This is a genomic window from Archangium violaceum Cb vi76, assembly GCF_000733295.1.
GTDB lineage: Bacteria > Myxococcota > Myxococcia > Myxococcales > Myxococcaceae > Archangium > Archangium violaceum.
Genome location: NZ_JPMI01000348.1, coordinates 1 through 23,430, shown reverse-complemented (window position 1 = coordinate 23,430; position 23,430 = coordinate 1). Strand labels below are relative to the sequence as shown.

General features: G+C 68.2%; 19 protein-coding genes. 10 read left to right on the top strand and 9 right to left on the bottom strand.

The window, feature by feature from the left end:
- The first annotated feature begins 99 nt into the window (after positions 1–99).
- On the top strand, positions 100–2,202 hold the full coding sequence (locus Q664_RS44650) for a serine/threonine protein kinase (protein WP_152622699.1): 2,103 nt from the start codon (positions 100–102) through the stop codon (positions 2,200–2,202).
- A 32-nt stretch (positions 2,203–2,234) separates the two neighbouring features.
- Entirely contained in the window at positions 2,235–3,188 is a 954-nt protein-coding gene (locus Q664_RS44645; protein WP_075207686.1) for a DUF2381 family protein, read from the top strand.
- 72 nt (positions 3,189–3,260) lie between these two features.
- On the opposite strand, the gene Q664_RS53565 is transcribed toward Q664_RS44645, so the two are convergent.
- Positions 3,261–3,893: an ankyrin repeat domain-containing protein gene (locus Q664_RS53565; RefSeq protein ID WP_075207685.1), complete on the bottom strand. Its 633-nt coding sequence runs from the start codon at positions 3,891–3,893 to the stop codon at positions 3,261–3,263.
- Between the two features lie 3 nt (positions 3,894–3,896).
- Positions 3,897–4,517 carry a hypothetical protein gene (locus Q664_RS58555; protein ID WP_160174641.1) on the bottom strand — a complete coding sequence of 207 codons (621 nt, stop codon included), beginning with the start codon at positions 4,515–4,517 and terminating at the stop codon, positions 3,897–3,899.
- A gap of 635 nt (positions 4,518–5,152) precedes the next feature.
- Here Q664_RS58555 and Q664_RS44635 point away from each other — a divergent pair.
- The 3 genes from Q664_RS44635 to Q664_RS44625 all read left to right on the top strand — a co-directional run bounded on the left by Q664_RS44635 (position 5,153) and on the right by Q664_RS44625 (position 6,672).
- Positions 5,153–5,848: a DUF2381 family protein gene (locus tag Q664_RS44635; RefSeq protein WP_084610885.1), complete on the top strand. Its 696-nt coding sequence runs from the start codon at positions 5,153–5,155 to the stop codon at positions 5,846–5,848.
- 44 nt (positions 5,849–5,892) lie between these two features.
- The gene (locus Q664_RS44630; protein WP_152622697.1) at positions 5,893–6,171 is read left to right on the top strand and encodes a hypothetical protein; all 279 of its coding nucleotides are present in this window, start codon (positions 5,893–5,895) and stop codon (positions 6,169–6,171) included.
- A gap of 75 nt (positions 6,172–6,246) precedes the next feature.
- A complete protein-coding gene (locus tag Q664_RS44625) occupies positions 6,247–6,672 on the top strand; it encodes a hypothetical protein (RefSeq protein ID WP_043411287.1) in 426 nt (141 codons plus the stop codon).
- A 357-nt stretch (positions 6,673–7,029) separates the two neighbouring features.
- Here the strand turns inward: Q664_RS44625 and Q664_RS44620 are convergent, their stop codons facing one another.
- From Q664_RS44620 to Q664_RS44610, 3 genes are all read right to left on the bottom strand, one after another.
- On the bottom strand, positions 7,030–7,989 hold the full coding sequence (locus tag Q664_RS44620; RefSeq protein ID WP_043411285.1) for a hypothetical protein: 960 nt from the start codon (positions 7,987–7,989) through the stop codon (positions 7,030–7,032).
- 625 nt (positions 7,990–8,614) lie between these two features.
- Positions 8,615–9,772 (bottom strand): RtcB family protein, encoded by a 1,158-nt coding sequence (locus Q664_RS44615; protein ID WP_043411283.1) that lies wholly within the window; start codon positions 9,770–9,772, stop codon positions 8,615–8,617.
- Positions 9,769–10,185 carry a ribosome-binding factor A gene (locus Q664_RS44610; protein WP_084610884.1) on the bottom strand — a complete coding sequence of 139 codons (417 nt, stop codon included), beginning with the start codon at positions 10,183–10,185 and terminating at the stop codon, positions 9,769–9,771. Before Q664_RS44610 ends, Q664_RS44615 begins: the two co-directional genes overlap by 4 nt.
- Before the next feature lie 328 nt (positions 10,186–10,513).
- On the opposite strand from Q664_RS44610, the gene msrB reads away from it, so the two are divergent.
- On the top strand, positions 10,514–10,936 hold the full coding sequence (gene msrB, locus Q664_RS44605) for a peptide-methionine (R)-S-oxide reductase MsrB (protein WP_043411280.1): 423 nt from the start codon (positions 10,514–10,516) through the stop codon (positions 10,934–10,936).
- Positions 10,937–10,948: 12 nt separating this feature from the next.
- Here the strand turns inward: msrB and Q664_RS44600 are convergent, their stop codons facing one another.
- From Q664_RS44600 to Q664_RS44585, 4 genes are all read right to left on the bottom strand, one after another.
- On the bottom strand, positions 10,949–11,986 hold the full coding sequence (locus tag Q664_RS44600; protein ID WP_043411278.1) for a polyprenyl synthetase family protein: 1,038 nt from the start codon (positions 11,984–11,986) through the stop codon (positions 10,949–10,951).
- An 11-nt stretch (positions 11,987–11,997) separates the two neighbouring features.
- Positions 11,998–12,783 (bottom strand): hypothetical protein, encoded by a 786-nt coding sequence (locus tag Q664_RS44595; RefSeq protein WP_043411277.1) that lies wholly within the window; start codon positions 12,781–12,783, stop codon positions 11,998–12,000.
- Between the two features lie 5 nt (positions 12,784–12,788).
- Entirely contained in the window at positions 12,789–14,954 is a 2,166-nt protein-coding gene (locus Q664_RS44590; protein ID WP_043411276.1) for an FAD-dependent oxidoreductase, read from the bottom strand.
- A gap of 93 nt (positions 14,955–15,047) precedes the next feature.
- Positions 15,048–16,100 carry a saccharopine dehydrogenase family protein gene (locus Q664_RS44585; protein WP_043411273.1) on the bottom strand — a complete coding sequence of 351 codons (1,053 nt, stop codon included), beginning with the start codon at positions 16,098–16,100 and terminating at the stop codon, positions 15,048–15,050.
- 254 nt (positions 16,101–16,354) lie between these two features.
- Between Q664_RS44585 and Q664_RS44580 the strand changes: the two genes are divergently transcribed.
- The 4 genes from Q664_RS44580 (at position 16,355) to Q664_RS44565 (ending at position 23,406) form a co-directional block, all read left to right on the top strand.
- Positions 16,355–17,473 carry a hypothetical protein gene (locus Q664_RS44580; RefSeq protein WP_152622695.1) on the top strand — a complete coding sequence of 373 codons (1,119 nt, stop codon included), beginning with the start codon at positions 16,355–16,357 and terminating at the stop codon, positions 17,471–17,473.
- 29 nt (positions 17,474–17,502) lie between these two features.
- On the top strand, positions 17,503–18,144 hold the full coding sequence (locus Q664_RS44575) for a hypothetical protein (protein WP_043411267.1): 642 nt from the start codon (positions 17,503–17,505) through the stop codon (positions 18,142–18,144).
- Positions 18,145–18,149: 5 nt separating this feature from the next.
- Positions 18,150–22,370, top strand: a complete 4,221-nt coding sequence (locus Q664_RS44570) for a protein kinase domain-containing protein (RefSeq protein WP_052519465.1) — start codon at positions 18,150–18,152, stop codon at positions 22,368–22,370.
- 325 nt (positions 22,371–22,695) lie between these two features.
- Positions 22,696–23,406 (top strand): lysoplasmalogenase, encoded by a 711-nt coding sequence (locus tag Q664_RS44565; RefSeq protein WP_052519464.1) that lies wholly within the window; start codon positions 22,696–22,698, stop codon positions 23,404–23,406.
- Positions 23,407–23,430 lie beyond the last annotated feature (24 nt).

The window sequence follows — 23,430 nt, the reverse complement described above, 5'->3', positions numbered from 1 at the left end:
ACCAGCCTTGGAGGGGTCCACCTGCCGCCCCGGTCCCGCTGTCTGAGTCGTATTCCTGCGGTTATGCTACGCTCCCCCATCTAGGAGGTGAGGTAGAGCGTGGGACTGGTACTCAGACACCCGGAAATCGAAGAGATGATCGGGGACTACAAGGTCGTGGGGCTTTTGGGCGCGGGGGGCCTTGGGATCGTCTACAAGGTCGAGCGCGGGGGCCGCTTCTTCGCGTTGAAGCTCCTCCTGGTCTCCACGCTGGACGGCAGGGGCAAGCGCGAAATAGGTATTCTCATTCACCTGGAGAATCCCGGTGTCGTCCGTTACGTGGGGTCGGACTTCTGGCCCGACCCGGCTATCGGCCATCCCTATATCGTGATGGAATTCGTGCCGGGCGACACGCTCTTTGCGTTTGCCTACAGCCAGAATCCATCGGCGCGGAAGGCGACGCGCATCGTTCTGGATGTGGCGGTGACGCTCGGGGAGGTACACGCGGCGGGCGTGTTTCACCGTGACGTGAAGCCGGAGAACATCCTCATTCGGGAAGGGAGCGAGCGGCCCGTTCTGATTGATTTCGGGATTGGGGCTCTCGCCAGCGCGCCGACTGTCACCGGCTCGCAGCTCCCACCGGGGACAGAGGAGTTCCGGTCCCCTGAGCAGATCCGGTTCCAGCGCGCCAACCCAGACGGCACGGGTCAATACGAGTACGGGCCCGCCGACGAGATGTGGGCGTTGGGCGTGGCCTATTATTGGCTGCTGACGGATGCGCTGCCCTTTGGCGAGCGCACGGATGAAGGTGGCCTGGATGGACTGCGCGAGCGCATCTTGACGCACAGGCCGGATGCGCCTCACCTCGTCAATCCGCGCGTGCCTCTGGCAGCCTCGCTGCTGTGCATGAGGATGCTTGCTGAGCGACCGGAGGCGCGTTTCCCGGTGGTTGCGACGCTGTGCGCGGCTTTGAATGAGTCCCTGTCCACCGCGGAGAGCGACGCCACCTGGGATGTGCCTCTCGGGGACCCGGACGATCCGCAGCTCACCACCACGGCCGAGGACCCGGAACGGCAAGAGGCGAGCGAGCAGCGGCGTGCGTTTCTAAGGCTGAGGAAGCAACGCCCCCGGCGCGGGCGTCCCCTGCCGAAAAGGGACCGGGTGTTCTTCCTGCCCGAGGAGATGGCAGCCCCACGGGTCCCGCCAGCAGCCGCACACCCGGACGAGATCCCCAAGGTGGGCGCTCCGGGCGTGGCCGCGCCCGCTGGGGGGCACGAGCCGCCCGTTCCGAGCGCCCCGGTGCCGCCAGCTCGCGAACTCGAGCCCGCCGCCGCCACTGCCCACTCCAGTCGCGCCGCGTGGCGCCTGGGGCTCGCTGGGGCCGTGCTGCTGGTGGCCGTCGTTGCCCTGTCCGTGGGCGCGAACCTGGGGGAGCCTGGCTCTACGGGGCGCACCAGCGAGGCAGGGCTGGAGGTGCCGCTACCGTCCACGTCCCCGAGCCCTCCAGCAACCGATGCAGGCGTGCGCGGTCGTGAAGTGGCGCCCGATGCAAAGGCGCTGGAATCTCTCCCCGGAGGAGACGCGACACCCGTTGGGGCTCAACTTCCCGCGTCTACCGCTAACGCCATGCTTCGCACGTCCGCTCAGAAGCCCAAGAACGAAACGCCGAAACCGCAGACGCAAGGTGCGGGGCTCCGCTTGCTGGTGAAGCCCGCAGCCGTCGCGGTCTGTGCGCTGCTCGATGGGGGATGCAGCGCGCCCGCTTCCCAGGTGCGCACCGAGCCCCCCTCGATTACGTGCCCCCAGGGATGGCAGCAGACCCACGAGCGGTACGGCGTTGGCTATCGCGGCATGGCCACGGTGAAAGGGTACACGGGGGAGCCCGGAGAGGCGGCCAGGGTGAAGGATGGTCCCGCGACGCTCCAAGTCGGTATCGTCGGGCGCGTGGGCAATCTGCCTGACGGCACCCTGCTACTTGGACGGTGGCAGCTTGGGGACGACCGCCTTTTCGGCTCCTTCACCGAGGCGAAGATTCCAGGCGCGGGGACTCTCCCCGTGTGTTTGGTTGCTGGCCTGGACGAAAAAACGCCCTACATGGACGAGCACGGCAAACAGGTCTTTTGCCCCCCTGGATTGGGCACCTGCCTTACTCCTGGAAGCAAGCCCGGCACTGCCAAGACACCCTCGCGCATTCCTCTCGCTCGGCCCACCGGGCAGCCCTGATTATTGCCGTGCCCTTTGGAGGTTGAGTTTCCGTGCTGCCTTCGTCTCCTGGTGCCTTCCTGGTGATTGCCCTCCTCTCTGGTGTCGCGCAAGCCACAGAACCGCCACCCGTTCCCCGCTGCGCCGCGACAGCTCGCTTTGACTTGGTCACAGGCTCCCCGGAGGGAGCGCCGGACGTGTGCGCGAGCGCGGACGAGACGACGACGTTCGTCTTTGACTCCCGCGTCGCTGTGGGGGCGGTGGAGTTTCAGCGAGGGGAACGCCTCGCGCATTGGGCACCCGGGCAAGACGGGCTGAGTCTCTACGCCACTCCCAGGGCGGACTATCTGCCAGGGGAGCGGGTAAAGGTGACGGTGCGCTTCGCGGATGGCGCGGCACCGGCGAGTGCGAGCTTTTGGCTCGTGGGCCATGCGGCGAGGGGAACGCGCCGGGTGGAGGTGTTCCGGCAGCCGCGCCCGCCCGACGTGCTCAAGAAAGAGCGTGACGAAGCACAGGCCGAAGCGCGCCAGTGCCAGGAGGACAAGGCGCGGCTGCTGGCCGAGCGAGAGGGGCCGGGTGGGCTCATGGGGACCGCGTGGATGGAGCGGGCTGGGAGCCTCGCGTCTTTGCCTCTTCGCTTGCAGTTGAAGCAACATCCGGCCAACGCGCTCGGGCTCGATGAAGCCTGGAGCTACAGCTACACCCGCACGGGTGAGGCCCACCCGGCAAGCGTGGCAGTGCGGCTGAGCCTGTCCAACCCCGGCGCGGAGCCCTGGACGCTGGCGGGGGCGGCTCTGGTGGACTCGGCGGGGGAAGAGGTGGAACTTGCCCGGTGGCAAGAGGCACCCATTCCCGCGAAGGGGGCCGGTGCCGTCGTGGTGGGCATTGAGGGGGAGCGCGCGCAGCTCGGCTGCCCCTGCACCCTCAAGCTGTCGGAGGCAGCCGGGCCGCGCACCGTCACCCTCGGGAACGTCACGTTCCCGGTGAGCCAGCAGGCGGGGCCCTGAGACGGCCACCGTGAGCCGTGCCGAGCCTCAAGGGGCTGCGCGCCCTTGAGCCCGAGGCGCGCGACCTCCGTTCTACAACGGCATGCGGTCCTTCGCTCCTCCGAGCAGCTCGAACGCAGCGTCCCACGTCTGGGAATCGGATTCAGCGCGCGGCGGCAGACGGAAGTGGGCGGGTCGATCGTCCTCGTCCGGGGCCCTCGGGTCAGCGCCTGCGGCGAGCAGTAGCTTGATCATGGGGAGGTCCAGTCGAAATGCCGCATGCCCGAGAGCGGTGAGCCCGGACAGTCCGCCCCAGTCGTTGATGGTCCGGGCGGCTCCCGCGTACAGGAGCAGAGCCGCCATGGCAAGGCTGCCCACCTCCGCGCTTATCCGCAGTGGCGTGTCGCCTTCGCCGCCGCGCACGTTGGGGTCGGCCCCCGCCCTCACGAGCACTTCGAGGGCTTCCACCTCTTGCTCGCAGACGGCCGTCAACAAGGGCGTCAGGTCCCGATTGGCGTCCCAAGCGTTGACGTCCGCGCCGTGCTCGATGAGCACTTGGAGCACGTCGACCTCGCCTCCATCGCAAAGTGCGAAGATAGCCTCTTGCAGAGGACGCAGCCCCCGCTCGTCTGACTGTGGCTCGTTCGGATCAGCTCCCCCCGCCAGGAGTGTTTTGACCCGAGCTGCATCGTGCTGTTCGATTGCTGCGAAGAGTTCCTTCGACATGACTCACTTATCCGCCATTGGATGGCCCGGGGCGCAGTTCGTCGCTTCGAGTTTCTTCAGTTTTATGATGCCTCGTTCGACGCCGCCCATTGCTTCATCGTGGCCAGGATCAGATTTTCCACCAAAGCATTTCTTTCGAACCTCCTCTCGTTTATCAAGAACTTTCTGCATGGCAGCAAGACGCAGCCGGATCTTGGAGCACGGTGTCACCGGATCCCATCTATCGTTCGACGACCTGGGCCGCCTTGGATCGAGAGGAGGGATTTTCTTAGAGAGTTCTACCTTCTCCTCACGGAGCGTGTCGAGCGTACTGTTCTTGCATGTTTGATCAGGGTAACGAGGAACACGGTCATACTCCTCGACGCTGGTGTAGAACTTACCCGTCGCTGGATTTACTGTGTTCCGCCAAGTCTTGGGTTCCCTGACGGCCATAAGCGGGGCCGAATCAAAGTCAGGCACGACCTCCTCTGCTTCCTGACGCTCAAATTCCTCCATGAGCCGCCGCGACTCCTCCGCCACCTCCCGCAGACGGGCCTCGTACTCCCATTGAGCGTCGACCCACTCCGGGCGACGGTCGATGTCCGACCCGGCGGTGCTGGAGGGGTAGAGCAGGACGAGTCCCACGAGCAACGGGCCCACGCGCGGGAGGAATTCAGCTAGCGTCCTGGCGCGTCCCGCCTGCGCGACGCCCTCCGCCCCCCTCACCACCTCGGCGGCTTGCCCGCTCGCTGTCGCGGCGCGCGAGAAGCGCTCGAAGGCTCGTTCCGCAGCGGTGAGCTTGCGGTCCAACTGTTCCCATTGACGCGGTTCGATGTCTTGGCGTGCCCGAGCTAGCAGTGCCCTGGCCTTGTCCAGGTCCGCCTTTCCAATCCACGACCGTTCCGGTGTCGGCTCCATCGGCGAGGAAACGAGCCGGATGCGCGGGCCCGGGGTGGGAGTCGACGCGAAGGCATGGGGCCGTGGCATCGACTGCGGGGCGGGCGCGCTCGCGCAGGCTGAGGCCAAGAGCAGAAGTACAAGGCAGGCTCGGAAACACATAGGAAGGTCCTCCATTCGGGCTAGGACCTAGCGGGTCCTGGCGGGGTCGATCGGAGTATGACAGGGCGCTCCGACAGCTACGGACGAGCGCGCGGGGGCACCGGACGTGTGCGCGAGCGCGGACGAGACGACGACCTTCGTCTTTGACTCCCGCGTCGCTGCGGGCAGGGTGGAGCTTCAACCGGGGGGCCGCCTTGCAGATTGGGCACTAGGCAAGAGGGCTGAGTCTCCACGTCATTCCCAAGGCGAACTATCTGTCAGGGGAGCGGATAAAGGTGACGGTGCGCTTCGCCGATGGCGCAGCACCGGCGAGCGAGAGCTTTTGGCTCGTGGGCCATGCGGCAAAGGGGACGCGCCGGGTGGAGGTGTTCCGGCAGCCGCGCCCGCCAGAGGTGCTCAAGAAAGAGCGTGACGAGGCACAGGCCGAAGCGCGCCAGTGCCAGGAGGACAAGGCGCGGCTTCTGGTCGAACGAGAGGAGCCGGGCGGGCTCATGGGGGCCGCATGGATGGAGCGAGCTGGGAGCCTCGTGTCTGGGGCCGTCAGCGGGCAGTTGAAGCGCCATCCGGCAGACGCGCTCAGGTGGGATGAAGCCCGGAGCTACAGCTACACGCGCAAGGGTGAGGCCCAACCGGCAAGCGTGGCAGTGCGGCTGCGCCTCGTAAACCCCGGCGCCGAGCCCTGGACGCTGGCAGGGACGGCGCTTATGGGCTCGACGGGGGAAGAGGTGGAGCTTGCCCGGTGGCAAGAGGCGCCCATTCCCACGGGGCCAATAGGGGGCTTTGTCGTGGTCGGCACCGAGAGGGCACCGGAGCAGCTCGGCTGCCCCTGTACTCTCAATCTGTGGGAGGCAGGCGGGCCGCGCACCGTCACCATTGGGAACGTCACGTTCCCGGTGAGCCAGAAGGCGGCGCCCTGAACACCAGGCCATGGTAGAACACGGCGACCTGACTAGGAGGAGATGTGGGCGATACACCGGATTGGAACCAGATGATGCAGGTGCGGCGAGCGGGAGAGAAACTCGACGATGCTCTCAACAAGTTGTCGGACGCGAAGCGGCTGATTTACGAGGCTCACGTCGCGATGGCCGTGGGCCAGGGCGCGGACGGCGGCGGGACGACGCAGGGGCTCAATATTGGCGAGGCGTTGGCGACCATCCATGCTCTGCGTGCGAACCTCATGCGGGTGTACAAGGAAGTTGGTGCCGAGCTAAATGCGCTGGTGAACGCGCCGAAGAGGTGACAGAGACCGATATGCTACGGTGGCGGGTCTCGTTTCGGGGATTGTAGAACGAGGCCTCTGACCCAGGAGAGGACTGTGACCGAGAAGAAGCCGCCGCGCCTGAGTGTCGTCAAGGGCGAGGGCAAAACGAGGCCGCCGGAGGCTTCGCCAGCGTCGGACGCGGCCGCACGGAGGAGCGCGGAGGAACAGCGGGTGTGGAAGGACGTGGCTCGGGCGCGGAGCGCTATGCGGCGCGTGTCACGCGCCATCGGGAAGGTGGCAGACGCCGAGGCACTGCTTGTCGAGGCGCACGCGGAGATGCCTTACCGGCATCAAGAGAATGGAGAACCACATGCGCAGGCGCGCGCGATGTTTGAGGCCATGTCAGTGCTTTATCAAGCGCGCGCGGCGCTGTTGCGTGTGGACGGGGTGATGATCGAGGCCGCGCGGTTAGTGCTGCGGGAGGAGGAGGCACTAGCGTCGCCCCGGCGCAAGCCCAAGCCCAAGCCGCCGCGAAAATAGTCGGGAGGGTCCATGCAATCGGACGGCAGCGGTCGACAGGGGTTGCCCGCCGCCTTGAATCGAACCCACTCCTAAACTAAAAAGGAGGCGCGGCTCGCATCAGGGGACCAAATCGGTTCTTGTCGGACCAAATTTAGACCAAATCCGGAGGCGTATAGCGCCCCATGGCACGGGCGAGAACCTAACCATGTTCTCGCTTCTGGTTCACTCCTCCTGCCTACTTCAGAAGGTGCCTCTCGCACCTGAACCCTGGGGGTGGGGCTGCGCCTTCCCCACCCACCTTTGGATTACCCAGCTTTCACACCCCGGGATTTATCGAGCGCTCTTGAGCCGAGCAGGCAGGCTGATCGGAACCTCCTATCCGCCCCTGCGCCGTTCACTCAGCCGCAGTAGCCTCGGGTAAAAGCTCGGGCAGACGCGCGCGAACCCGCTGAGGATGTCCCTGCGTAGCCGATCCATCTCTCGCGCTGCATTTGGCTTGATCGTGAACACCGGACAGTCGTCCTTCCCGCATCCGCAGGGCGTTACCTCGCGCTCCCGCACCAGCCGGTCGAAGGTCGCGCGCAACTCGCTGAGCTTCTGGACGACCTTGGCGAGCGCTTCCTTGTTCCGCTTCTTCGAGAGCTTGTGCCGGCTTGGGATGTGCCCGATCTCCGTCCCGTCCCGCAGCCGCCGGATACCAGTGTTCAGCGCCTCGATGGTGTCGGTGATTGCCTTCTTGAAGTCCGGGATGTTGCTCTCGTCACGGAACGGCGTGTCGAACGCCGGGCGGTCGAAGCATTCGGCCATCAGCGAGAGGATCTCGCCGTCCTCTATCTTGTCCCCGGCGGCGCCAAAGGCGCGGAGAGCGTCGGGCGACTCGGGGAACGACTCGCCCTCAACGAAGCGCTTGAGCAGCACGGGCGCGTCCCGCCGGAGCCGCTCCTCCAACTCTTCACCGCTCCAGACCTCGGAACTGGCGATGCCCTTGGAGATCGCGTGCTTCTTCACGCGGTCGCGCATTGCGGCCGAGACCCGGTGGCCCGTGATCAAGATGAATCTGTTCGGCACACTGTTCGAACCCGAGATCAGCTTCTGAATGTCCGCCTGCGCCTTCTTGAACGTGAGCTGCTGGTGGTTGGCGCACTGGAAGCAGACAGTCTCGCCGCTCGGCCGAACGCCCCAAATGTCCCGGCCGCTGTCCCCGCCGAGCTGTCCGTACCACTCGATGGTTCTCCACTCGCCGTCACACTGCACATAGGCAAAGCAGAGCCGCTCGAAGTCGCGGCCGGAGAAGTCCTCGAAGTGGATGCTCCTGACCAGCGTTTCTGGCCTCATGGCCTCCTCCGCGTTAAGCGGTCCTCGGGCTAGCGGCGATTGCCGTCGGACATTCCGGCAGGTTCTAGGATCGACGGTGGGACGCTCGCAAGGGCGCTCTGTGCGGACCACCTCGGCCCGCATGCGCGACCGGCGACGCCGTACCGGCCACACCCTCGACGCTCCCCAGCCCCTCAGGCGGGAGCACTTCCGGAGGTCCGCTCTACCGTCACTGACAAGCTGGGCGCGGCGCTGAATCTGGCCGAGTGCCTTAACGCGGCGGTCGTCAATCGGCTCGACGACGAGGCGATCCTGACGACTGAGTAAGTAGCGACCCTGGCCACCATCGGCGCGAACGTGGAAGTGCGGGTGTGGGATCTGCGCGACTTCCTGACGACCTGGGAGGGAGGGGGCCGCCCCTGAAGCATGGCGGGCCGGGGTACCCCGCACGCAGTTTCGGCCTGCGCCATGTTGCACGTATGTCGCAGGAGCGTGCGGAATGTACCGGAACAGGGCGGGACAGGAGGGGACGCGGCGGGATATCGACTCCCAAGCATTCCGGGCGGTTACGAGGTAAGGGCGCGATTCTGCTGGGAGTTTCGCACCGCCCGGTGCGGGTTCGATTCCCGCCGCCTCCCTCACAGGCTCAGCCCTTGAGCACAGCGATGGGTGTGAGCCGCAGGACGGGTGTCACCAGCGCCTCCTCGTCCTCCAGCACCTCCGCGATGTCCCGGTAGGCCGCCGGCGCCTCCTCCACCAGCGACTCCACCCGGCCCCGGTCGAACACCACCCGGCGCAGCGCCTGCTCCAACGCGGCCGGGCGGATGCGCGCCCGCGCCTCGCTCCGTGTGAGCACCCGCCCCGCCCCGTGCGAGCAGGAACGGAAGGACCTCGCCTCTCCCCTCCCCTCCACCACGTACGAGGCCGTCCCCATCGAGCCGGGAATGAGGCCCCGCTGCCCCGCCTCCAGCCCCACCGCGCCCTTGCGGTGCACGAGCAACGTGCGCCCCAGGTGCGTCTCCGCCTCCACGTAGTTGTGGTGCACGTCCACGCTCGCGCCCGGTTCCGGCTCGCAGCCGAGCGTCTCGGCCAGCACCTCCACCGCCCGCACGGCGAGCATGTCCCGGTTGGCGCGAGCGAACCGGCACGCCCAGGCGATGTCCTCCAGGCACGCGGCCCCCTCCGGAGAGTCGGTGCGCAGGCCCGGCAGCGAGCCCTCTCCCCTCGTTGCGGCCACCCGCAGGTGGTGGGAGGCGATGGCCCCACCCATGCCCCGCGAGCCCGTGTGGATGAGCAGCCACAGGTCTCCCCCGGCGTCACGGTCCAGCTCGAGGAAATGGTTGCCACCTCCGAGCGTGGCCAGGTGCCGCGGCGCGAGCCGCTCCCACTCCTTCTGGAGCCGGTGGGTGGAGAGGCTCGCGGCCTGGAGCTCCGGGGGCAGTGGCAATCCCGAGCCCCGGTGCACCGCATCTCCCACGGGCACCCGGCGCGCCACGGCCGCCAGTATCCGCTCCAGCTCCGCCCGCCCCAGTGACGCAGCCGGGAAGGAGAACCGGTGGGCACTGACTCCGCACCCGAGGTCTCCTCCCAGCGCTCCTGGCACGACGGTGCGCTCGGTGGCGAAGACGGTGCCAACGGCCACGCCCTGCGCCATGTGGACGTCCGGCATCGCCGCCACGTGCTCCACCACGTACGGCTGGCTGGCGATGTGTTGCAACTGCTTCACCGCGCCCGGTGGCACCTCTCGGGCCCAGGCGAGGATGGGCACGGCCCCGGGCAGGCTCTCGAGGACACGAGGCATCATGACTCGTCTCCTTCCCCGTCCGTGGCCAGCAGGCGCGGCGCCACGCCCACACAGACGAAGCGCAGGTTCGGCACGCGCTTGAGGTTCAGGCCCAACGCGAGCTGCGAGCGGATGAAGCCCGTGGCACGCTCGAGGGCCTCCTCCACCGGAGCAGGGCCGGACTCCTGGCGCTCGGGCGGAAGGGTGAAGCCGATACGGGCATGGCGGCCGTCCGGGGACAGCTCGAGCGTCGTCACCGTGACGCCCTCGAGCAGCGGGTCGGACAGCTCACCTCGGAACAGGAGGGACACCTCCTCGAAAATGGAGGACTGCAGGCGCAGGTGACGCGCCGGAACGGACGACTCTTCGGACGAAAAGGAATCAGCACCCGCGCGACGGTGCGACGCGCGGGGACGGCGAGGCTTGGAGCTCATGGAGCGAACGGTTCCCTGGACGCCGCACCCGCACGGGGGCACGGCGCCATCGGTCAGGAAGAGACGAGGCTCCACACCGGTGCCCGAGCACCGGAGCCAGCGGGTCCGTTCAGCGGTGAGACGGAACGCGCCCGGCTACGCGAGCGGCGGCGTGGAGAGACCAGAGACACCGTTTTCGACACGTCCCATGGCACACCTCCCGCCGCGCCAGATACGTCCGCGCGAGCCGAATGCCCAGGATGGGCACCCACACACCATGTGTCAATCCCCGAGCGCCGCGCCGCAAGGAACGATTGCTCCCGGACAAGGCGGACAGCAGGATGAGGACATGGCTGACAAATTCATCCTCAGTGACGAGGAGTGGAGCAAGCGTCTGACACCCGAGGAGTACCAGGTGCTGCGGCACCATGGCACCGAGCGCCCCGGCAGCGGGTGTTTCCTCGGGACGAAGACGCCCGGCACGTACGTCTGCGCCGGCTGCGGCAACCCGCTGTTCAAGTCCGGCGAGAAGTTCGAGTCCGGCACCGGCTGGCCCTCCTTCACCCAGCCCCTCCAGGCGGACGCGGTGACGGAGTATCAGGATCGCTCGTACGGCATGCTGCGCACCGAGGTCCGCTGCGGCCGGTGCGATGGCCACCTGGGACACGTCTTCCCGGATGGCCCCCCGCCCACCGGGCTGCGCTACTGCATGAACTCGGTGGCGATGAAGCACGTGCCAGAGGGCCAGCCCATCCAGCTCGTCACGAAGTGAGTGGCGAGGCGCTCAGGCCCGCTCGATGACCCAGGTGGGCAACGCCGCGAGGAAGTCCTTGTCCGGTGAATCCGGCACATCGGAGAAGGCGAGCGCGAACTCGTGCAGGGCCGCCCCGGCCAGTCCGTGGGCGACCTGCCGCGCGTAGTCGATGGACCCATACCGGTCCATCTGCTCGCGGACCCACTGGACCTCCTCCCGGGTCCGCTCCGTGCGTGCCCTCCCGAGCACCCGGGAGAGCCGCTCGCGCGCCTCGGGGTCCATCGCGTTGAGCAGATGGATGAGCATCAGCGTGCGCTTGCCCTCCCAGATGTCGCCATCACGCTCCTTCCCGTAGCTCGCCTCATCCCCCACGAGGTTCAGGAGATCGTCCTGGATCTGGAAGGCCGCTCCGACGAAGAAGCCGAAGTGGAGATAGCCATCCAGCTCCACACCATCCCGGGTGCCGATGAGGGCCCCGACGCGCATCGGGTAGATGGTGGTGTACCAGCAGGTCTTCTTCAGGACCATGCGCAGGTAGTCGGCCTCGCCCAGGTCGATGACGTGATGCTGGCGCCACCACAGCTCGAGCGCCTGTCCCTCGACGGACTCGCGCGCCATCCGCTCCGCCTCCTCGAGGATCCGCAGGGCGAGCCGCGAGCCCAACGCGCCCACGTTGTCGATGAGCGGACGCAGGCTCAGGACGGCCAGCGCGTCCCCCGCGTTGATGGCCAGGGGAGCACCGTGACGCAGGTGCAGGGTCGGACGTCCACGCCGCTCCTCGCTCTCGTCCTCCAGGTCGTCGTGGACCAGGAACGCGTTGTGGAGGAGCTCGAGCGCCACGGCCGAATTCAAGGCGTCCGTGGGCGGGGCGCCGAAGGCGCGCGCGGTGGCCAGGCAGAGGCTCGCGCGAAGGGAGCGCCCTCCCCGCTCGGGATAGTCCGAGACGAGCTCATAGAACGCGTGGTGGGACTGTCTGTCCCGCAGGTACTCCCTCATGCGGGACCGGGCCGCGGCGCCGTACTCCTCGAGCGTCTCCCGGACCCGCGCCGATGCGGCCGTGGTGGACATGAGCGCTCCGGTCAACGGGGAGGAATCCGCACGGTGAGCGTGCCGCGCGGAAGGCCCGTCCGCTCGTCGACGATGAGCCCGCTGTAGACCCCGGGTGGATGCGCTTCCGGGACCTGGAGATGGAGAATCACCCGTTCCTCTTCGGACAGGCACTCGAGACCCACGCCCGTGATGCGCGGCTTGTCCGGCTCGGGAGCGCGCAGATCGTGAACCACGAGCGGCAGGGTCGAGGAACGCGGGCGAAGCTCGAGCGAGACCTCGACGCGCCGGGGCGAGTCGAGGTCGAGGGTCAGCGCCAGGGGCACGACAGCCTGGGGCTCCGGAACCACCTGGGGTGCCGGCGCCACGGCCTTCGGGGGCTCGGGAGCAGCCGGAGCAGCTCCCGCTGGGAAGGGACCCGCTGTCCCCACGGGAGGCGTGACGCCCGGAGCGGAGGCGGCTCCACCCGCGCCCATCCTGCCCATCAGCTCCATCCACAGACTGGCGAAGTCCGTGAAGCTCCGGAGCATCGCCCCCATGCGGTTCTGGAGCCCATCATCGGCCGGAGCACCCCCGGGAGAGGGAATCCCCATCGTGCGTGCCACGTTCTGTCCCTGGCGCAGGTACTCCTCGATCACCCGGTAGCCCATCTCCACGCCTCGGGAGACGGCCTCACCTGGCGGGGGAGCTCCTCCCGGCGCTGGAGCTCCGCCCGGTGGTGGCGTGCGCGGTGGCGAGCCCGGGAACAGCACATTCCAGTTGCGGATGGGCTGCGTGCGCTCCGGCTCCGGCTTCTTCACTCTCTCACGAGGATCCATGGCACTCACGGGTGATCGAACCCCACGATCTCCTCGAGCCGGGGTGCGCCCGAGATGGAATGAGCCGCCAGCCGGCCCGACATCACCGCGGCCTCGACACATCCCTGGTTGAAGCCACAGTCCGTCCAGTCACCCGCGACGGTGAGGTTGTCGTAGGTGTTGTCCAGCGGCGAGAGGCGGAACTTCAGACTCCCGGGCAGCGAGAGGGTGTACCGGTCCGTGGGGTTCACGTTGGCGGTCCAATACTGAGAGGAGAAACGGGCCTCGCCCTGGGGGCTCGCGCCAGCCTCCGGAGATTCCCGGGCATCCTGAAGCAGGTCCCATCGGAACCCGCCCGAGTCCCCGTGGGCCCGGGGCCACAGGTGGACGATGTCCCGCTCGAGGAACTGGACGCAGTTGCGCCGGACCCGCTCGTGCTGCTCGTGGGGAAAAGCGGGCCGCTGCCGCTCCTCCTCGGGGACATCCGGCAATGCGTTGCAGAAGTAGGCGATCGCCGCCGGGGGCTGGGACCAGCTCTCCTCCGAGGCGAGATGGGACATGTCCGCCCAGGTGTCGAAGGGCTCCACGAAGCCCGAGACGTTGATGGGCGGCTCGGTCCAGCCGAGCTCACTCATGTTCGCGCTCATCCAGAGCTGAAAGGCCTGGGTCGGCACGGTCTTGACGCGCTCGACCATGGCGCGCCACCGCGAATCCCTCTCCACCAATTGCTTGCAGACATGGGGGATGGCACCACCGCCCACTGCGAGGATGGCGACATCGAAGTCTTCCCCCACGCGCAGCGTCCGCGTCCCCACCTTGCGCCGGTCCCAGTGGGACTCGAATTGCCATCCCTCCCGCTCGAGCCGCTCGCCCTCCACGAGCTGCCGGTAGTCGGGTGCCACGGGCCAGCAGGGCAACCCACGCACGTCGACGAGCGGCTGGTACTCCCCTCCTCCCACGACCTCGGCCTGCACGTCGAACTCGAGAGCCTCCACATGAGGGCGCTCACCTGGCGCGAGCCGCTCGGGCGCCACGAGCCGGACGTCCTCCAGGCGGTGGAAGAAGGCGAAGCGGACTCCCCGCCGCTTCAGCACCTCGTAGAAGGGAGCGAACACCACGTCCCCCATCCCCGACTGCATCTTCCAGAAGAAGGCTCCCCGGTAGGTGAAGAACGCCCGGAACGCGCCGCGCAGCCCCTGTCCGGCGGCGACCCGGGGCTTCTTCACGTCCCCATCCTCGTAGGCGAAGGTGAGATCGTAGAGCGCCCGGACGAAGGCGCCGTTGATCGTCCCCTCGGAGGCTCCGTTGAGACGCAGCCACTCCCGGCAGTCGTAATCATCGATGGCGTCGAAGCCCCGGGGATCCGTCAGCAGGCGGAAGCGAAGTCCCCCGCGGACCACCGCCAGCATCATGTCGATGATCTCCCAGAGGCGGCGGAGCTGATCATCCGTTTCGATCAGCTTCGCGAAGCGCTCGCGCAGCGCGGCGGCCACCGCGTCATGGAAGCGGAGGAGCAGGTTCTCCGGGTAGCGGCGCAACGTACCGAGAGCCACCTCCATCAAGCCCAGGGCCTCCAGCACCGCGGCGAGCGTGGCGAACTGTCCGTACTTGAGGAGGCTCGACATCGACTCCAGGACCGCTTCCGGAGTGCCCACTCCCGCCGGGACGCGCTGTGCATCGGGTGCCGTCCCGCTGGCCGGCTCCCACACCGTCATCACCAGGGCACGCACCAACTCCAGGCTCCTCGCCAGGTAGTCGGCGATGCTCCACCGGGGGACCTCGTTGCCGGGATCGCCGGGCAGCCCCTCGAAAGGGGGCATCCGTGCCGTCCAGGGCGACCAGCCCCCACGCGGGGACCAGTCCGCCAGGCCGTTGAAGTGATCCGGAACGAAGGCATCACGCCAGTCGGCGATGCGACAGGTGGCCGGGTCCCGCTGCAGCTCCGCGTAGCACTCGCGAATCAACCGGAAGGCGTTCTCGTAGAACCCCATCCACAGGTGGAGCCCATGCTCCTGGATGCGATCCGCCGGCCCCCTGCCCGACGCGCCCTTGCCCCCCAGCCTCCAGCCGAGCTGGTACACGGTGACGCGATAGCGACCCTGGTGCTCGGGTCTCGTCAGCTCGAACGCGGCGGCCATGCCCGCGCAGCCGCCTCCGATGACGGCGATGTCGATGGGGCGCTCGTTGCTCATCGCCGCTCAGTGAAGAAGACAGACACGAAGCCCGTCAATTCGGCGCGAGCGCCGAGCGTCCATCCGCCAACGTCCCCCAGCACTCCAGGGCAATCAAAACTCCTCCCGAAAGACATCCGGGAACGAGAGCACGAAGTCCGGACCATAGACTCGCGCGGGCGTCTGGGCTCCCACCTCCAGGTCTCCCGCGAGCACGCGCTCGACGAGGGCCAGCGCGGTCGTACAGCTGAACGTATAGGCCTCCGGGGTGCGCAGACGTCCCCGGAGGCGGCGGCCCGCGGCGTCCTCCACCTCCGCGACGATGACGCCCTGGCGTCCAGCGCGCTGCTCGGGAGTAGGACCGTCAGGCAGTGCCCGCGCCTGGAACTCGAGCCCGAGCCGCCCCACGTCCGAGGCGAGCAGACCCCCGAACCAGCGGTTCGCCATCACCATCATCCACAAGGCGGGGATGGCGTCACAGTACACCTCGATGTCCTGAATGCCCGTCGAGTAATACGCGGTGCTGACATCTCCCCAGCTCATGGCGAGGCTCGTCCGCGGCCCCGAGCCGAAATCGAGCTCGCGCTGGAGCGAGCCCGGGACGACCTCGAGGATGCGCCCGCCCCGGCGGATGAGGATGGATTGCCCCGCGCCCTCGGCGAGCGTCCGGAACGAGCCGCGGGAGATCATCTCGAGCCCGGAGATGCCCAGCACGAGGCGCCGGGCTCCCCGCACCTGGCGCGACAGGTGGAGCGCGAGACAGTCCGAGGGAACGACATCGAACCCGACTCCCGGCATGAGCATGACCCCACGCTGGCGCGCCTCCGCTCCGCGCTGGAAGACGCCTTCGATGGCCGCCACCTCTCCGCTGAGATCGAGATAGTGGGCCCCCGCGCGCAGACAGGCGTCGACCATGGGACGGCACGTCGAGGAGAACGGCCCCGCGGCATGGAGGACGACCTGGACTCCCCGCAGGGCCTCATCCAGTCCGGCCTCCAGACGGGCCACCCGGTACTCCAGCCCCAGCTCCGAGGCCATGGCCGCGAGCCGGGGCTCGTCCCGGGCACACAGGATGGGGCGGAGCCCCCGCTCGCTCGCCGCGCGTGCCAGCAACCGGCCGGTGTAGCCCGTGGCTCCGTAGAGAAGAAAGGGATGGGTGATCGGCATCGGCTTCCCCCGTCACCAACCTACGACAGGACACACGCCCCGTCGCACGCCCGGCCCTTGAGATCACACCGACCTGACTCATTCTCTACTCAGTAGGCCTCGGGCAGTGCCCGAGCATGCCGCGATGGCGGGGATTGATGGGCATTACGCGACTATCCGATAGCGTCCTTCCAGAGCGGGCCCCCGGTGTCCACGAGTACCGCGCGAGCCTGCTCAGCGTGTTCCTGCACACGGACCCCCGGGGAGACGCTTCGTTGGCCCTCCCTCCGCAGATGCAGCCGCTCTCCCTCTCGAAAGCCATCGAGCTGATTCATCAACTCCCCGGAGACCTCACCCCGGATGCGCTCGCCACCGCGCAGTTCAAGCTGACGTCCGGGGTGCTCATCGAGCGAAGAGATGAGCTCATCCCGCCTCTCGCTCAGCTCCTGGGGGTGGAGGTGGGCGATCCCACGGCCTTCCGCAGGCAGCTCGCCGAGAGCATCAGGGCAACGATTCCCGGGCAGTTCCAGGAACGGCCCCTGAGCAATGATGACATCAGGAACTTCGCCTACAGCGCTCCCGCCGGGACGACGTCCACGGAAACTCCGACGCAGACAGTCCCCCCCGGGTCCCTGCCCTATCCGGTGTATCCCACCCGTGAGAGAGGCCTCCGGAAGGTCCTCCTCGATGTGATGGGTTTGAGGGCCGGTGCGCCCGCCCAGCAGGAGGCCCAGGTACGCCTCGTCGAAGAAGCCGCGCTGCTGAGCGCGCTGAAGCCCGAGAGCAGCGTGGACCTGGAGACGTTGGTCACGACGGTGGACATCCCCTCCGAATCCCGGTGCGACTTCGGGGTGCTCGCACAGACCCTCGATCCACGAAGCTGGGGCCCCTCGCCGTTCTGGCCTGAATGCTTCCAGGTACAACCCACCCCGGATGGACGCGCGTTCGAGCCATTCTCAACCGCCCTCGAGACCCCGAGAGGAACGGAGTGGCACGGGGTCCTCTTCGAGCACGTCGAGTGGAACTGGAACACGTTCCGCGTCGCCTCGTTCCGCAACTTCCTCAACATCGACTACGTCGTGAAGGAGCCCGAGCAGACGATCGACATGCGCTTCTCGCTCTTCTCGTGCGAGGGCAGCGAGCTGTTCGTGGTGTCGTTCGACCGGGGCATCGACGTGGACGCCGGTTTCCAGACGGTCGCGCCGATCCCCAATCCTCCCCCCGGAGGCGCCCGCTTCCGGCTCCAGACCGTGAAGAACATCCGCTTCTCGGACCTCCTGGACAGGCGGACTCCCAGCCTGGCCCCTCCGGGCTCCGGTCAAATCCTCTCCCATCTGGCCCCCGTCGTCGTGGGGCTCTGGATGAACGAGCTCGTCAAGAATCTCTATTGCTAGATCTCTGTTGCCAGACAAAGGAGCCCGCGATGACGACGCCCCCTGGTGGACCCAGTGCAGCCCCCTCCGCGACGGGCACGACCACCGCCGCCCACCGCCTGGACGAGTTCCTCAAATCCTCCACCACCTTCGTCCAGGACCAGCTCGGCCGCTGGACCGGCATCCTCCAGAAGGTCCGGGCGGGGACCTATGACTCCAAACAGGGGTTGCAAGACGCCGTGGGAATGTTGGACGCGTGGCTCGACCTGGCGACCGTCCCGTTCCAGTCGGCCACGGGGCGCGAGAAACAACTCCCCACCCTGCTCTTCGTCGTGGATGGAGACGCCGAGTTCAGCCCTCCAGGCGACGCACCGACCCACATCTTCCTCCCTCCCGGCATCACACCGGAGGTGAGCGATCTCTACCGTGTTGGAGATGACATCCTGGCGGGAGGCCCCCCGGCCTCGGGAAGCCGCACGATCTCCGCCCAGGCACACGTCCGGGCCCGCCTCTCGCCGGAAAGAGACCGGGTGGTGGTGACCCTGGTCGATATCGGCAGGGGCAAGAGCGTGCGCGAACAGAAGGGCATCTTCCCGGGGCTCTACGCGGGAGCCGTGTTCGCCAGGGAAGGATCAGAACGCCGCCCCCTCGCGATCATCTGTGCCCTCGTCGAAGAATCCACGTTGCCGTAGGACACGTGGCGGGCAAGCCATCTCGCGAGCAGGCCTTCATCAGGTTGGGTAACGAGATGGGACAGGCCATCGGTCATGAAGAGCGCAACGACTCGTTCCTCCCAGGGGGCTCCACCTCGCACGTGGGCTCCGAATGGGAGGATTCGTTCCTCCGGGAGATCTCCCAACAAGCCCCACCTGTCCCCATGCCCGTCCTGGGAGAGCGGTTGGGCGGCCTGGATGGGAGCCGGTACGAGATCCTCGAGATGATCGGCGAAGGCGGCATGGGGCGGGTCTTCCGGGCGCTGGACCATGAGCTGCAACGGACGGTTGCCCTGAAGTTCCTCCTCTCCTTCCTGCAGTTCCCCCAGAAGGAGGTGGCGTTGCTCGTCCGCGAGGAGGCCCAGGCGACGGCGCGGTTGGATCACGACAACATCGTCCGGCTCCACGACGTGTCCCTGTGGAGCACCGGGTTGCGCCCGGCGAGCGGCCTCGCCCCCTTCAAGATTCCCTTCCTCGTGATGGAGCACCTGGAGGGAAGGAGCCTGCGGTCCCTCATGCGTCAGGAGAGGCTCGGCCTGCCACGCGTCCTGGGTATCATGATCGACGTGGCGGCAGGCCTGGCGCATGCCCATGAGCGCCAACTCGTCCACCTGGACCTCAAGCCGGGCAACATCTTCATCCTCTCCACGGGCCGGGCCAAGCTGCTCGACTTCGGCCTGTCCCGGTTGCTGATCGGCACCGACGACGCGCAGGAACGGGGTGGCTCGGGAACACCCCCCTATATGTCTCCGGAGCAGTGGAAGCAGGCACAGCCCCTCGCGTGCGATGACATCTGGTCCTGTGGCGTCCTGCTCTTCGAGCTGCTCACCGGCGAGCTCCCATTCCCGCTGCTGACGCGCCAGGAGCTCCGGGCGCACACCCTCTCCGCGAGCCCGATGCCCCGGGTACGTGAGCGCCGGCCCGAGCTGCCCCGGGAGGTGGAGCGGCTCGTCGCCTCGGCACTGGAGAAGGATCCATCACAGCGCCCGGCCGATGGCTCCGAGCTGCTCAAGGGGCTGTGCGAGCTGCAGGAGCGCCTCGCCCTCCGGCCCGAGCGCCCGAAGGCCCAGGCCGAGCGGCGGCCGGTGACCCTGGTGTCCTGCCGGCTCATGCTGGCTCCCGCCCCCGGTGGATGGATGGATCCCGAGGACTCCAGCGAGCTGGAGGCGGCCTTCCACCGCGCCTGCACGCGCATCATCCACCCGCACGGCGGGGCCATCACCACGGCCGTCGGAGGTGAGGTGCTCGCGTGTTTCGGCTACCCCCGCGCCGGAGAAGACGACGCGGAGCACGCGGTCCGCGCGGCGCTGCAACAGACGGAACAGCTCCCGCGAGAGCTGCTGTGCATGTGGCGTCACGGCCTGTCCGTGCGCGTGGGCATCCATACCGACCTGGTGGCCCTGGCCAACGTCATGCCCGAGCTCCAGGGCATGCTCCCCGCCATGCAGGGTGAGGCCCCGAGGATCTCCTCCTGGCTGGCGGCGCAGGCCGAGCCGAACACGGTGCTCATCAGCGATCGGACCCATGCGCTCGTGCGAGGCCGGTTCCAGACCCGGCCGATGGGTCACCAGAGCTTCGAGGGGACGACGGGGGGACAGACGATCGGCATCCACCGGGTGCTCCAGGAGCGCGGGAACGTGACGCGCTTCGATCGTGCGCTCGTCATGGGCCCGCTGACCCCCCTGGTGGGACGGGAGCGGGAGCTGCGGCGTCTGGCCCTGCTGCGCGAGGAGGCCGCGCGCGAGCACGGCGCCTTCATCCTGCTCCAGGGCGAGGCGGGTATCGGCAAGTCCCGCCTCATCCAGGAGTTGCATGATCAAGAGCCTCCCGGCTCGAGCACCTGGGCCCGGTGCCAGTGCTGGCCCCAATTCAAGAGCAGTGCCTTCTACCCGCTCATCGACTGGCTCCAGCGCTTCCTGGAGCTCTCTCCCCAGGACAACGCCCAGCAGAAGCTCCGGATGCTGGAGGAGCGCTGCGCCGCGCTCGGCCTGCCTCCCGAGCAGGTCCCTCCCCTCGCCTCGCTCCTGTCCCTGCCACTCCCGGCGGGTGTGCCCTTCCTCCTCCTGCCCCCCGAGCGCCAGCGGGAGCGCGGTGTCCAGGCCCTCTCGGCCCTCCTCCAACGGCTCACGGAGAACCGGCCCCTCGTCTTCGTGGTGGAGGATGTGCACTGGGCCGATCCCTCCACCCTCCAGTTCCTCGGCGTCCTCCTGGGGCACCTCGAGCGCCTTCGCATCTGCGTGCTGCTCACCGCGAGGCCCGGGCTCACGCAGACCTGGGCGGAGCATCCCGGCTACCACGAGCTGGGGCTCGCGCCCCTCTCGCCCCAGGACACCGCCACGCTGGCGCGGGAGACCGCCCAGGGCAGGGCCCTGCCGGCCGGGGCGCTCGAGCAGCTCGTGGCCAGGGCGGATGGCGTCCCCCTCTTCGTCGAGGAGATGACCCGGATGGTGCTGGAGCAGGGAGGCAAGGCCGGGGGCATTCCGGCCACCCTGCACGAGCTGCTCCTCGCCCGGCTCGACCACCTCCCGCCCCGGACGAAGGCGCTGGCGCAGCTCGCCGCCCTGCTGGGCCGGGAGTTCGGCCAGGAGGTGCTCCGCGCCATCTCGTTCCTTCCGGAGGACGAGCTGCAACGGGACATCGAGCAGCTCGAGCAGGCCGGGTTGCTCTTCCAACAAGGCTGGCCGCCCCAGCTGACGTACGCCTTCAAACACGCGCTCGTCCAGGACGCGGCCTACCAGTCGCTGCCGAAGAGCACGCGCAAGCACTACCACACCCGCATCTTCCACGTGCTGAGCGAGCGGTTCCCCGCGATGGCGGAGGAACGACCGGAGCTGCTCGCCAACCACGCCACCCGGGCGGGGCTGGCGGAGCAGGCCGTGGCGCTGTGGCAGCGGGCCGGTCAGCGGGCCGCGGCGCAGTCCGCCCTCCCCGAGGCCATCCACCACCTGTCCCAGGCCCTGGAGCAACTGGCGCTCCTGCCGGCCTCGAAGGAACGGGACGAGCGGGAGATCGCCCTGCTGGTCGAGCTCGGCCAGGCGCTCGTCGCGACGAAGGGTTATGCCGCCAAGGAGGTCGAGGAGGTCTACACCCGCGCCCACGCGCTCTGCGAACGGTACGGGGACGTCCCCTTGTCGGTGGTCTGGGGAATCTGGGTCGTCGCGCTGGTGCGAGGCAACCGCGAGGACGCGGCGCGGGTGGAAGCACGCTTCCATCGCATCCTCGAGACCCATGATGATCCCACGACCCAGGTGGTCGTCCATGCCGCGCTCGGCTCGCTGGAGTTCTGGCGGGGGGCATACGCCGAGGCCCTGCGGCACTGCACCCTGGCGAAAGGGTTGATCCGCCAGGAGCACCCGCTGGAGACCCTGGCGCGCATCCGCGGCGGAGGCAGCGAAAGCTACTTCTCCGAACAGGTGCTCTACACGCCCCTGTACGAGGCCTTCACCGAGTCGATGCTGGGAAACATCGCCCGGGCCCGCGAGGCGTACCAGGAGGCGCTCGCCTGGGCCGAGGCGATGCAACACCCCTATGCCGTCGCGGTCACGCTCTCGTACGGTGCGTCGATCGAATACGAGGTGGAGGAGCCAGAGGCCGCGCGAGACATGGCGAACCGGCTGATCGCCGTCTCCGCCGGAAACGGATTCCTGTCCACGCTGGCCATCGGCTACTGCGTCCTGGGCTGGGCCACTGCCCGGCTCGGAGAGGCCGACAAGGGAATCCCCATCATCCAGCAGGGCCTCGCGCTCATCCAGGCCATGGGCGCGCTCGTCATGTACCCCACGTGCCTGGTGTGTCTCATCAAGGCGTATCTCGTGAGCGGACGCATCGAGGAAGGACTGGCCGCCGTGAAGGAGGGCCTCGCGGTACTCGAGCCCCTGCTGGCGCGCCGTGCGCACCCGGACCTGCTGTGGCTCCAAGGAGAGTTCCAGCTCCGGAAGGGAGAGACGGCGGCGGCACAGGCCTCCTTCGAGGAGGCGCTCACGCTGGCCCGGCGGTCCGGGGCGGCGCTCCATGCACTGCGCTCGGCCTCGAGTCTGGCCCGCCTCCTGTCGCGATCCGGCGAGGAGCAGAAGGCCCGCGAGCTCCTGACGGAGGTCCTCGGAGGAGTCTCCGCGGACGCCAGCCTCCGGGACTACCGGGCCGCCCAGGAGTTGCTGGCCGGGCTCTCGGGCCCCGCCCCCGCTCCGGGGACGGAGCCAGGATGAGACCGCCGAGAGCCCCGGCCCGGCACGGGCCGCGGCCCTCCTGCTTCTTCAACCAGGAACGCACCACCGGACACTCGATTCTGCGGGGGCCGCGCTCGGCGAGAAAGCGTGAGATGGCCGCAACCCACTGCTCTCGAGCCGGTGGCTGGTTGGAAGTGCCCAGGGCGGAGAGGGCGCCGCAGAGGGCGGTGAGCTCCTCACGCATGAGAGTCAGCGCCGCCTGCCGTTCAGCGGCCGTCGTGCGGAAGCGTGCCCACACCTCCACAAGGAGGGACGGAGCACGCCTTGGACGCCGGCGCCCCCCTGTGCGAGCGTGGAGCGCGACATGCGTTTCATCGCGTCCTGGAATCTCGGCCTCGCCGTGCTCGGAGGGCTGGGCGTTGCCGCCTACCTCGCCGGCATCCATCTGGACCTCTCCTGGCTGCGGCTCTCGAGCAAGGCCGTGCCGGTGCTCTGCCTCGCCGTGTGGCTGTGGCCTCCACGTGAGCGCTACGCCCGGTGGATCGCCGCCGGCCTCGCCCTCTCCCTGGTGGGCGACATGGTGCTGGAGGTGGACGGACAACTGTTCCTGCACGCCCTGGGCGCCTTCCTGCTGGCCCATGTCGCCTATGCCGCCGCATATCTGTCGGTCTCGCGTACGCCGCGCTGGGGCCTGGGCGCGCTCTTCCTCCTCTTTGGCGCGGGCACCTGGCTGTTCCTCCGGCCATACCTGGGAGAGATGGCGCTGCCCGTGGGCATCTACATCGCCGTCATCTGCACGATGATGTGGCGCGCGGCCGCCCTGGTGGGCGCGGATGGGCTCGCCCGGCGCGAACAGTGGGCCGCGCTGATGGGGGCACTGTGCTTCGGCCTGAGCGACACGCTCCTCGCCATCAGGCTCTTCGTCTCTCCCGTCGCGGGAATGGGCTACGCCATCATGCTGCTCTACTGGGCTGGGCAGCTCGGCATCGCACGCTCGGCGCTCTCCACGCGGAGCCGAACGCAGGGAGTGAGCCAGACGCAGCCACTCGCGAGCGCCGCCAGCGCCGGGCCCTGATCTCCTCGAGGTAGGTCCGCGAAG